This window comes from Alteromonas marina, assembly GCF_000808575.1.
In the GTDB taxonomy this organism is placed as follows: domain Bacteria; phylum Pseudomonadota; class Gammaproteobacteria; order Enterobacterales; family Alteromonadaceae; genus Alteromonas; species Alteromonas marina_A.
This window is the reverse complement of record NZ_JWLW01000023.1, coordinates 279,189-291,197: the sequence shown is the minus strand read 5'-3', so window position 1 is coordinate 291,197 and position 12,009 is coordinate 279,189. Positions and strand designations below refer to the sequence as shown.

Here is a 12,009-nt window from a genome sequence, read left to right as displayed (position 1 = left end):
ACAAGTACCAAACCGTATGGCAACAATTTACCAAGTATCAGAGGCCGCAGGTGTTTCGTTAGCTACCGTTTCTCGCGTTATGAATGGCAACGCGAAGGTAAGCGAGCGCACCCGCAAAAAAGTAGAGGATGCTATGGCATCGTTGGGATACCAGCCCAATGCTATTGCGCAATCTCTTGCATCAAACCGCACTAACAGCGTCGGTTTGCTCGTATCAGAACTGCACGGCTCTTACTTTGGCGACCTGATGAGTACGGTAGAACATGTGCTAAAACAAAATGGTAAGCACGTTATTATTACCGCCGGTCATGTGGATGAAAAGCGCGAGCACGAAGCTATTGAGTTTTTAAAAAGCCGCCGTTGCGATGCCTTGATTCTTCACGCTGAAGCCGTCTCCGATGACTACTTAAAAACACTAGTAGACAGTAAGATCCCCGTTGTTGTGATAAACCGAAAAGTGGACGCTCTCGACGAGAACTGCTTTGTTGTGGACAACGAAAGAGGCGGTTACATGGCAACGAAAGCCGCTATTGATGCTGGCCATAAAAAGATTGCGTACATTAGCGGCCCGCTATTTAAAAAGGATGCGAGCGATCGTCTGGCAGGTCACAAAAGAGCGCTACAAGAAGCAGGGCTAACTTTTGATGAAACGAGCGTCTTTGAAGGCGATTTCCACGAGTCATCAGGCCAAGAAGGTATGCAGCATCTTCAGAAAACATTCTCTGACTTTACCGCATTGGTATGTGCTAACGACGAAATGGCCTCTGGCGCAATGACCGCCGCAAGAGAAGCGGGTTTTGATATACCGTCACAGCTTTCTATCATTGGCTTCGATAACGTACTGTTTTCGCGCTACCTTTATCCAAAACTCACTACCATTAATAACCCTATTCACGCTATGGGAGAAATGGCTGCTTATTGGGTGCTACAACATGTTTATGACATAAAAAGCCCTATTCCTATTGAGCACTTATTTGAACCCGAAGTAGTAAATAGGGACACATTAGGCAAATTATAAAATGAATAAAGCCCTGTCTCCGTCGCTGTATTACACACTCATTGTCTCTCTTGGAGGGTTTATTTTTGGCTTCGATGCCAGTGTAATAGCAGGAGCCAATGGCTTTATCGATGCCGAATTTAACCTAAGCGATTGGCAGCAAGGCTTCGTCGTAAGCTCACCGACACTAGGCGCGCTAATAGCCATGCTATTTGCCGGCGGCGTTAGCGACGCTATTGGCAGGCGCAAAGCCCTCATTCTTGTCGCTTTCCTTTACCTGCTTTCTTCTGTCGGCTCAGCCTTAGCCCCTAATTTCGAACTATTAGTGCTTTCTCGCTTTATCGGCGGCATTGCGTTTTGTTCGCTGATCATTGCCCCACTGTATATTTCGGAAATAAGCGCTCCAGAAAACCGAGGCAAAATGGTGTCGGTGAACCAGCTAAATATTGTATTTGGCTTCGCCCTATCCTATTTCACCAACTATTACCTGTTGCAGCTCAGCAATAGCGGTGCAGGTTGGGTTACTGAATGGGGTATAGATACGCATTTGTGGCGCTACATGCTGGGCTTGGAGGTTATTCCCGCTGCACTATGGTTTGGTTTACTGTTTACTATTCCGCGTAGCCCCAGGTGGCTGGTACTAAAATGCCAACACGAGGAAGCCGAACAGGTTATAAACCGCTTATTTGACAAAGCCCAAGCCAGCGCTCTTGTTGAAGATATAGCGTCTTCACTTAAAGAAAAGTCGTGGCCTTTTCGTGAACGCCTGGGCTTTCTAAAAGCAAAGGCCATGCGATTTCCGTTAATGGTCGGCATTATTATTGCCATTGCTCAGCAAATTACCGGCATTAACGTTATCTTTTTTTACGCGCCCACGATTTTTGAACAAAGCGGTGTAGGTACCAATGCGGCATTTATGCAGGCTGTATGGATTGGCTTGGTTAACGTAGCATTTACCGTAGTCGCTATGCTGACCATTGATAGATGGGGAAGAAAACCGCTGCTGCTGATTGGCTTAACTGGCGTAGTGATCAGCATGTCTATTTGTACCTATGGCTTTAAACAGGCGACATATCAAGTACAGCAAACGGCCATAAGCGAAATACAGCTAGACGCGCCGAGTGTGGCAATAAAGCTAACATCATTAACCAACGATACTTATTATTCAGACGTCGAGTTTAAGCGCACGCTAAAGACCACACTTACCAGCGACGAATACGATGCATATCAGCAACCATTGCTAACTAGCAGTATTAATATGAATGCACCTTTAGTGTTGTTTGGCATCATTGCGTTTGTTGCTTCGTTCGCGATGTCCCTTGGCCCTGTGATGTGGGCAATGCTTGCTGAAATTTTTCCGAATCAAACCCGCGCTTTGGCTATTTCATTAGTGGGCATGGTGAATTCACTCACCAGTTTTCTAGTTCAAGTTGTTTTCCCTTGGGAGTTGGCCAACTTGGGAGCCGCGGCCACGTTTGCAATTTACGGCGTGTTTGCCTTAGTCAGCCTGATATTAGTTGCTAAGTTCTTCCCAGAAACAAAAGGAAGAACGTTGGAAGAAATCACGGAAGAATTTGAGCGATCCGCTTAGCTGAGGTCAATCCTGTATATTAAGGCAACCTGATAGCATGCTGACCTGCACAAAGGTTATCCATTCTCGCCTCTTCTAATAGTAGTGTTGATGATACATTTAACGCGCTTGGCGTAACGTGAGAAGCAACTAGGATGAGATGGTTGGCAGCGTAGCGATTTAATACCTCACACACTTTATGCTGAGTAGTCACATCCAAGCCCTCGAAGGGTTCATCAACAAGCAACACTTTTGCGTGAGATAAAATAGCGCGCGCTAAGGCTAGTCGCTTACGCTCTCCCCCAGAGAGCGTCCTACCCGCCTTGCCAACCCACATAGACAACGGCAACAGTGCCTCTAGCCCTAATTGAGCTAACAGGTTAGTCATGTCATCAAGGGGAATACCCATTCCGGCAGGGTCTAAATTTGAAGAGACACTGCCAGAAAGTACTATTGGCTCTTGTTCCACATAGCGCCAGTTTGTAATTAAGCCATCGGGTATACGCATGCCATCTACCTCTTTAATGCCTGTAGATGGCAGCACTCCAGCAATTGACTGAAGCAAGGATGACTTACCACAGCCTGACGGCCCGGATATGCATACGATGCCAGTGGCTGGAAATGTAGCGCTAACCAAAGGTAAGCGTCTATTTTTAGCAGTATAGCCAGATAACGTGAGTGAATGGTGCAGTTCGGTGCGTTCAAGTAGTTTAATGGGTGAGGTTTTGAGATTTTTAAGGGCCTTCGCGCTTTGTTTGTGCTGTGCAAACTTGGTAATGCTGTGAAAAGCTGCACCAGCCCAATCAGGCGCAGCCATCAATATCATGGGCACAACAATAGCAATAGGCATATACGAAAAGTCAGATATTGGACTAACTGCGCCCGACATAACTAACACTACCGCAAAAAATGCCGCGCCTTGAAACCACCAGCTCGCGCGTAAAGCTTTGTCTTTCTGCGTAGTTTGTTGTCGCCACACCCTGTCAGCACTCGGCACACTATTGATCACATGCCTTCCCTCTTCCTTTGGCATGTTGTTCATTGCTTTATTTAAGTGCCATATAGCGCTGCAATTAAGAAAGTCGGCTGATTGCTGGCGAAATGCCTTATTTTCTGTCGTTACTCGTTTGGCAATATTGAGTGCACCTAAGCCTTGTACCACCACTGCCACTAACCAAATAGCAAAAAGCGTAATTAAAAATGAGGTACTGGGAAGGTTAAACCATACTGCAACAACGCAAAGATTTGTGAATATAAATGTAATGTTAGAAAGCGGAGCTATCCATGCAATCCAACGGCTGGCAAGCTCTTCGGTGTGCTGTGCTAACGCTTCTGTGGTGAAGGCTTTGTCGGTAATTTTACTGTTTTCAAGTTGCCTAAAAACACGTAGTCGCACACCTGCGATACGCGCAAGTAAATCGTTGTGCCCCACCCACATACTGGCATACCCAGATGCTATGCGAAGTAGCGCTAGCGCGCGAATGACCACCGCCGGAATAACGTAGTTAAAACCTACAGGTGCAATAGCACTGATAGCGATGAACCACGAAGAAATAACGAGAATGGTTATTCCTGCCACACCGTGTAAAAGAGCAAGCAGCAGCGTGAGGTAAGCCGGTTTACTTTTCATCAAGGCCACACTCCTTTTGATTGGCATTCGCCTTAGAGCTCGTTGCCGTCACACTGCTACAGCCTTGTAGGTGCTCGTCTTGTAATGCGCCTAGTTTGCTTTTAAGCCCTGCCTCTGATTTTGACTTTGAGTTGGAAATGGCGTCTTGTTCGGGCGTGCTTCTCGATACCGTCCAAAAGCGGTTAAACCAGTTTGCAGGGAGTGCTTTGTGAGAAGCCCAAATTAGTGTTTTATCTTTACCCAAACGTTCAATTAGCTGTGCCAATCTTGTGTGCTGAGCATCAGGTAAATGGGCCGTGGGTTCATCGAGCAACCATATATTGTCTTTGCGCAACAGCGCTCTCGCTAGCGACAGCCGTTGCGCTTCTCCACCTGAAAGCAGCGGATAATCAGTCATTACCGTATCAAGCCCCAAAGGCAACAACGACAGCCACGCGTCAAGCTCTACTGCTTCTAGCGCTTTCATAAGCGCGTCGTCTGTATAGCTGTCGTTTAAACACAAGTTCTCACGCACGGTACCTGGCGTAATCACGGGGTGCTGGGTTATCCAAATTACAGGTTCACTGAATGTATGTGTGCTAGGTCTTTGACCACCTAGGGCTTCTAATAACAGTGTTTTACCCGAACCTGAGCGCCCGCTAATAAGTATTTTGTCGCCCTTTGATACTTCTAGAGATTCAGCGTGCAAAAGCACAGACGGCTCATCAACAGCCGTTGTAGCGTGAGAGCTTTGTGAGTGAGTTTGCCCGGCGTTAATGTCATAGACCTTAAGATTGTTAGCCGTTAGCAATACACTGGGTTCTGATAAATGATAGTGGGTTGTGGCAGTGTTAACCGCGTTCACAGCACTATCATCAAGATTTTGCGTGAAGCACGAGAATAACGGCGCGAGCTCAGTTTTGGCTGCTTCTGCTTGCGCCTTCTGATGGTATACCTGCCCCAACTTTTTCATTTCACTTAGCAACAAAGGTACGGTCAGCAATATCCATAAGCCTTGCTGGAGCGTTATTTCCGGCCCTAGACTCAATTCACCTAACAGTGAAAAACCAATAAATACTGCCGTAAGTGCAACCGCGAGTGTTGCGAAGAAGTCGAGCACGCTGTTGGACAAAAAGGCTACGCTCACTACTTTCATAGTACGCGCATTCAAGTTTTCACTGGCATCTTTTAGCAGGGCAGTTTGCTTTTGATGCGCCTGATAGCTAGTCAGCATAGGCAATGCAGCTAACCTATCAGTAAATAAACTTCCCAAACGTTCAAGGGCGATAAAGTGCTTTCGATGAAGGGCTGCCGCCCCTTTACCCACAATAATCATAAAAAGTGGCACTACTGGCAATGTAAGCAGTAGGCCAATCCCTATAACGGGGTTCACATAAAAGATAACGGCTAAAGCAAATAATGGGACAACAACTGCAATCAATTGCTGCACTCGATATTCAAGTGCCCAGTCGGCAAAAGCCTGTAAGTGCTGTAGCCACAACGTTTGCCAATAGTAAACCGAGTGCAGTCGAATAAGCGCATGTTGACGCTCAATGAATACGTGTTGTAGGTGCTGTTCGAGCTTGTTTAACACCTGCATTCTTGCACTACTAGATAAGGCATTGAATGCGCCTTGTAGCAGCCAGCTAAGCCCCAGAGAAACGGCAAGTCCTGTGACATCACTCGCTGTTGCAGGAGTCTGGTTTACTACCCAGTCATGAGCAATATGTGAAAAACAATAGAACCCAATAATCAAAGAAAAAAGCGACAAACACTTAACCATTACTAGGGCCATAAGAGAGGTACGCAAGCCAAGCGACTGCGCCTTATCTATCTTATTGGACCACGCGTTGAGCGTTTGCCGGTTGGGAACTTTTTCTTTGATCACTGTGGTTTTGACTCATCTTTTTCGTTACTTAGTAACGAGAGCAAATCTCGCATTTTTTTTCATTCTTTTCGAAGTCGTGGTGGGCTGGCTGCAAGAACGCTCCAACACCTGCCAACTAAACTGATGACTCGGTGTTCACCCGTTTTCAAACCTTCAGCAGCAGGGACGCTGCTGAAAAGCCCCCAAGGACGGGTTCACGGCGTGTTCTTCGGCCAGCCTACCTCCGCTTCTACTCTTGGTCTTCGGGCCTATCCATATTTTCCGTCGACTCCAACCACATGGCGTTGATAATGCCAAAAGAGCACGCCAGTAAAACTCCTAAAATCCAAGCGAAATACCACATAGCGTTCTCCTTAATAAATGGTGTGAGACTGGTCAAGGTCTTCATTTTTAATACGCCCGCGCATTACGTAAAAGCTATAGGCCGTGTAGCTAAGTACAATAGGCACAAAGATACAGGCAACGATAAACATTACGTTGAGCGTCATATGGCTAGACGTTGCGTCCCAAACCGTTAAGCTCGCCTCTGGCATAGTGATGCTTGGCATTAGAAATGGGAACATAGAGAAGCCAGCCGTTAAGATAACGCCTGCTATAAATAACGCACTCGATACAAACGCCATACCTGCATTACCCTTCTTAGAGAAAAGCGCACAGGCCAAACCCGCAATAATGCCCAACACAGGTGCTGCCATCATAAGGGGGTATTTGCTGTAGTTGCTCATCCAAGCCCCAGCTTCAATAGCAACCTCTTTCTTAAGTGGATTTGACGTAGCAATGGTGTCAATTGACGAGGTAATCACGAAGCCATCTAATCCAAATGCTACCCACAGACCTGCAAGTACAAATAGCGTTACACCAGTCAGGCTTAACACAACCGATACTGCACGTGCGCGAACTTCAATAAAGCCATCGGTTTTCATTTGTAGCCAGGTTGCACCGTGGTTCAGCAACATAGCCACTGAAAGCAGTCCTGCCACCAGCGCAAACGGTGTTAAAAGGCCAAAGAACGAGCCTGTGTAGGTTGATTTAAGCGTGCTGTCCATTTCAAACGGTACGCCCAACAGCAGGTTACCAAACGCCACACCAAAGATAAGGGCTGGGATAATACCGCCAGCAAATAACGCCCAATCCCACGCTTTACGCCACTGCGGGTTAGGTAATTTACTGCGGTAATCAAAGCCTATCGGGCGCATCCAAAGGGCAATTAAGGTAAGGGCCAGCGCTAAGTAAAAACCAGAAAACGCAGTGGCGTAAATCATCGGCCACGCAGCGAAAATAGCGCCACCTGCGGTGATAAACCAAACTTGGTTGCCATCCCAATGCGGGCCTACCGTGTTTATCATTACGCGACGTTCTTTGTCATTTTTACCAATAAGCGTGAGCAGTGCTCCAACGCCCAAATCGAAGCCATCAGTAACCGCGAAGCCAATTAGCAGAACGCCAACCAAGCACCACCAAATGACTCTCAGTAGTTCATAATCAATCATGCTTTTGCTCCTTGCTCATCAAGGTCAATAAGATCTAATTCAGTGTCAGACTGCTTATCTTCAGGTGGAACTGGCCCTTTTTTGGCAAACTTCTTCATTAAGTAAAAACCAATAATGAACATGCCGGTGTAGAAAGCACTGTAGGCTACTAGGGTTATTACCACATCGCTTACCGCGAGGTTAGATACCGACGTATGCACCGGAAGCACCTCTGCAATTGACCATGGCTGGCGGCCATATTCAGCGACAAACCAGCCAGCCTCACAAGCAATCCAAGGAAGCGGTAAGCCGTAGAGCGCGCTTTTTAATAACCAGCGTGGCTTCGTAATCTTGTGTTTAGTGCTGTAGTAAAAGGCGCACATAAATAGCGCAAGCATAATAAAGCCAGCCACAACCATAAGGCGGAAACTCCAAAACAATGGGGCAACCGGCGGAATGCTGTAATCTACTGCCTGTTGAAGCGCTGCATCAGAAGGATTTGAAACGTTCTCAGTGAAAGGCTCTAGCAACATAGCGTAGCCCAAACTGTCTTTATTTTGGTCGAAGGCAGTACGTTGCTCAGCTGTCGCGGTGCCGTTTCTTACATCATCAAGCACTTCATAGGCTTTAATTCCGCTTAAAATACGCTCGCGATTCTCTTCTTTAAGATCCTTAATACCTTTTACTTCTTCGGTTAACGAACGGGTAGCAATAATGCCCATTGCCCAAGGAATTTGAAGGGCGTACTCGGTTTCCTGCTTCTCGTCGTTTGGAATACCAAACACAGTAAACGGCGCAGGTGCAGGATGGGTTTCGTACTCAGCTTCAACTGCTGCCAGCTTCACTTTTTGTACATCACCAAGCTCATAACCACTTTCATCACCTAGCACGATCACAGAAAGCGTTGAGGCTAGGCCAAAGCTAGCAGCTATGGCGAACGAACGGCGCGCAAAGGCGATATGCTTATGATTAAGCAGGTAGTAACTTGAAATTGCCAACACAAACATTGCGCCGGTAACATAGCCTGCTGATACAGTGTGAACAAATTTGACCTGTGCTACGGGGTTAAAAATGACCTCAGCAAAGCTGGTCATTTCCATACGCATGGCTTCAAAATTAAATTCAGCGCCTACTGGGTATTGCATCCATCCGTTAGCAATCAAGATCCACAGTGCAGAGAAGTTTGAACCAATGGCCACCAGCCAAGTCGCCATAAGATGCTTCACCTTTGACATTTTGTCCCAGCCAAAGAAGAACAACCCCACAAAGGTAGATTCCAGGAAAAAGGCCATTAGACCTTCGATGGCAAGTGGCGCGCCGAAGATATCGCCTACGTAGTGAGAATAATACGACCAGTTCATTCCAAACTGGAATTCCATGGTTAAGCCTGTGGCTACACCAATGGCAAAGTTAATTCCAAACAGCTTTCCCCAGAACTGGGTCATCTGCTTATAAATTTCTTTACCCGTCATTACGTATACCGATTCCATAATGGCAAGTAAGAAACTAAGCCCCAAAGTTAAGGGTACAAATATAAAGTGGAACATTGCAGTTAATGCAAATTGCCACCGCGATAGTTCTATTAACGTATCGCTCATGGGTTATCTCCCTTGTATTTCGTGTGCGCGTTAAGCGCTTAGCAGAAAAAGTGGTTTAAAATTCAGTGATGAACACATGAATATGCCGCATGGCAAGAGCACGGTTTATGCCATACATCTGTGATTTGGCTGCTCAAGCCCAATTACCGATGAACGGCGGTATTTTCGTACTGTGCGGATAAATTATTCCACGACCGGGAGTTTGGCTTATTGATCCAACGCAACAATTAATGGTGAACAATGCGCCATATTTGTCACTCAAATGACAAATATGGCACAAAAGAAAGGTCACGTAGGTGAACATTGAGAGGTAGAGAATAGGGCGCGTTAGGGTGTATATGTGATTGTGAATGCACCTCGTAAATCACCCAATTCAAACCCTGTAGCTTGATCATTGGGATAGTGTTCTAAAATGGCGTGCTTTACTGACGGTGCCAGATTGGCTCCGTGGCATGCCATACATACTTGCCCTTGTTCAATCGCCATCATGTACCTAAACTCACCGCTTTCGCTATCGTATTGATAAGTTTCAATAGGTCTTTTAGGGGTCAAATTGTCTTGCTTAGCTTTGGTCAGTAATTGTGAAAACCACGCTAGCTGCTCACGCTCCCAACGATCTGCCGCATTGTTTGGGTTTCTTACTTTTAGCGCGGTACGCCCGACCTCCCAACCATTTTGACTAAGCGCCAGAGCAATAGGAGCCGCTGCAATCTGGCATTCGTTAACGCCAGCCTCTAGCCCTCCGGATTGAATTGCTTGCTGTAGTCGTGACTTTAGCGCGCCTCCCAGTGCTTTTGCGTGTAATCGCGCTTCTTTGACTTTTTCCTGTACACTGTTTTCACTTTGTTGCTCATTGGCAGTCACTGTATCTGCCAATGAATGAGCACTACTTGCCAATAAGCTTATCGCCACCAGCATTACGCTATTTTTCATTATAAAACTCTCTTTGGAATTGAATGAGTTGCTACCGAAGTATTGCCGTTTGTCTCAAACAGTGAACAAGCTCTATGCCAATATGATAAATTGCCAAAATCAAATTAGAACAAACTAATGTTCAGCCACCCATGAATATATCCATAGTACAAGCGATGATAGATGCGATAGATAAACCCGCAATCTTCATTAACCCAAGCTACGCTATTGAAGCTGTTAACCAGCCATACAGAGACACCTACCCTGTAGATATAAAGCTTGGCTTCAGTACCTGCTATCAAGTCTCTCACCGCAACAGCAAACCTTGCGATAAGTGCGGCGAGCATTGCCCCATGCAAGAGAGTAAAGCCACAGGACGAGCGGCTAGCGTAGTACACGTTCATACCACCAGTGAGGGTCAAAGCTACTGCGACATTCTCATGCGCCCGATCTTCGACGGTAGCGGAGAGTTATTAGGCTACTTGGAAATACTTGATAAGCTGTCGTTTGCCTCAAACCAACCTTCAGCAGGGAAAATGGTGGGTGAATCAGAAGTATTCAAAGCAATGCTCAACAAAATAAATCGCGCCGCTAACTCAGATATTTCAGTACTACTGTTTGGCGAAACCGGCACGGGTAAAGAGCTGGTATCCCAAGCACTTCACTCGAGTAGTCACCGTGCTGGCAAACCATTTGTTATCATCGAGTGTACCGGCATGTCTGACACCCTACTTGAGAGCGAGCTATTCGGTTATGAAAAAGGTGCGTTTACTGGCGCAACCACAAACAAGAAAGGACTCATAGAAACAGCGGAAGGCGGCACATTATTTTTTGATGAAGTGGGTGATATTCCACTTTCAACACAGGTAAAGCTACTGAGGTTGTTCGAGTCGCAAACTTATCGTCCAGTAGGAAGTGTAGACTCTAAAAAGGCTAACTTTCGTTTAGTGTGTGCAACACACAAAAATCTAAAGCATATGGTGGAAACGGGCGAATTCAGACAGGACCTGTACTACCGTATTGCCGGCTTTCCTATCAATCTGCCTTCTTTAAGACAAAGAAAGTCAGATATAGCGCTGATAGCAGCCCACTTTTTGGCAATGTCTAAAGAGAAAAAACGGTTTCATAAAAACGCGCTAGAAAAACTAACCAACTACCCGTTCCCAGGCAATATTCGCGAACTCAAAAACATTGTAGACCAAGCTATTTTACTGGCTGATGAAAGCGTTATTTACGATACAGACTTACCCGAGCTCGATAACATTAGCTCTGATGCTATCAATGATGCCTTGTCATCTCACGGTAACGTTGTGACCTTAGACGAAATGGAACGCCAATACTTACGTCAGGTTTACACGTCTTTTGAAGGCGATACCCAGCAACTTGCACAAGCGCTGGGAGTGAGTACCCGTACACTTTACAGAAAGCTGAAAAAAGCGGGGGTTGGAGATACTTAAAAAATAATAGGTAGAAAAATTACCAAAACGCAGGCTATGATAAAAGGCGCTAACCAGATAAAGAAAAATGACTTTAAGACGCCTACTTACACTAACACTTTGCCTTTGTATGCTTTTGCAAAATGCATTAGCACTTGGCCTTGCTGCCCATACTATGCAGCAAGCACGTGCGTTTGTAGGTGAAGATATTGAACTTATTTGTACTGGCAAGACCATGCGCTACATTTCAATTAGCGCCACTGAGTTTGAAGGTGAGTTCGTTTTTGTTAGCCCCGAACTGCTCAAAGCACCCGCCGAGCACGTTGACTGTACCAATGGCACGTTAGCCGACTTACCTCAGGTTGACGAGCCATTACATGCCACATTACCTTTACTATCGCTGGTTCGCTATCGCGCTTTAGTCGCGCGTTTAGCGGCTAAGCCCTTTACAGATTTTGCTTACGCGGCGCCGCTAAGTCGTGCCCCACCACACGCATAACAAACTCCAAAACACACTGAACATGCATGCC

General features: G+C 46.2%; 10 protein-coding genes. 4 read left to right on the top strand and 6 right to left on the bottom strand.

Annotated elements, in window-relative coordinates; all coding sequences use genetic code 11:
• Positions 1 to 16: 16 nt before the first annotated feature.
• Both RJ41_RS13550 and RJ41_RS13545 read left to right on the top strand, forming a co-directional pair.
• Positions 17 to 1,018: a LacI family DNA-binding transcriptional regulator gene (locus RJ41_RS13550; protein ID WP_039221726.1), complete on the top strand. Its 1,002-nt coding sequence runs from the start codon at positions 17 to 19 to the stop codon at positions 1,016 to 1,018.
• Between the two features lies 1 nt (position 1,019).
• On the top strand, positions 1,020 to 2,588 hold the full coding sequence (locus RJ41_RS13545; protein ID WP_039221724.1) for a sugar porter family MFS transporter: 1,569 nt from the start codon (positions 1,020 to 1,022) through the stop codon (positions 2,586 to 2,588).
• 19 nt (positions 2,589 to 2,607) lie between these two features.
• Here the strand turns inward: RJ41_RS13545 and RJ41_RS13540 are convergent, their stop codons facing one another.
• From RJ41_RS13540 to RJ41_RS13515, 6 genes are all read right to left on the bottom strand, one after another.
• A complete protein-coding gene (locus RJ41_RS13540; protein ID WP_039221721.1) occupies positions 2,608 to 4,197 on the bottom strand; it encodes an ATP-binding cassette domain-containing protein in 1,590 nt (529 codons plus the stop codon).
• The gene (locus tag RJ41_RS13535; RefSeq protein WP_039221719.1) at positions 4,187 to 6,064 is read right to left on the bottom strand and encodes an ATP-binding cassette domain-containing protein; all 1,878 of its coding nucleotides are present in this window, start codon (positions 6,062 to 6,064) and stop codon (positions 4,187 to 4,189) included. Before RJ41_RS13535 ends, RJ41_RS13540 begins: the two co-directional genes overlap by 11 nt.
• A 229-nt stretch (positions 6,065 to 6,293) precedes the next feature.
• A complete protein-coding gene (cydX, locus tag RJ41_RS18945; RefSeq protein WP_014951149.1) occupies positions 6,294 to 6,407 on the bottom strand; it encodes a cytochrome bd-I oxidase subunit CydX in 114 nt (37 codons plus the stop codon).
• Between the two features lie 10 nt (positions 6,408 to 6,417).
• The gene (gene cydB, locus RJ41_RS13525; protein WP_039221715.1) at positions 6,418 to 7,554 is read right to left on the bottom strand and encodes a cytochrome d ubiquinol oxidase subunit II; all 1,137 of its coding nucleotides are present in this window, start codon (positions 7,552 to 7,554) and stop codon (positions 6,418 to 6,420) included.
• Positions 7,551 to 9,131: a cytochrome ubiquinol oxidase subunit I gene (locus RJ41_RS13520; protein ID WP_039221713.1), complete on the bottom strand. Its 1,581-nt coding sequence runs from the start codon at positions 9,129 to 9,131 to the stop codon at positions 7,551 to 7,553. The genes cydB and RJ41_RS13520 overlap by 4 nt, the downstream gene beginning before the upstream one ends.
• Positions 9,132 to 9,458: 327 nt before the next feature.
• A complete protein-coding gene (locus RJ41_RS13515; protein ID WP_039221710.1) occupies positions 9,459 to 10,064 on the bottom strand; it encodes a Tll0287-like domain-containing protein in 606 nt (201 codons plus the stop codon).
• Between the two features lie 155 nt (positions 10,065 to 10,219).
• Between RJ41_RS13515 and RJ41_RS13510 the strand changes: the two genes are divergently transcribed.
• Together RJ41_RS13510 and RJ41_RS13505 are read left to right on the top strand one after the other, a co-directional pair.
• A complete protein-coding gene (locus RJ41_RS13510; RefSeq protein WP_039221707.1) occupies positions 10,220 to 11,500 on the top strand; it encodes a sigma-54 interaction domain-containing protein in 1,281 nt (426 codons plus the stop codon).
• 67 nt (positions 11,501 to 11,567) lie between these two features.
• Positions 11,568 to 11,978, top strand: a complete 411-nt coding sequence (locus tag RJ41_RS13505; RefSeq protein WP_014951154.1) for a hypothetical protein — start codon at positions 11,568 to 11,570, stop codon at positions 11,976 to 11,978.
• Positions 11,979 to 12,009: the final 31 nt, after the last annotated feature.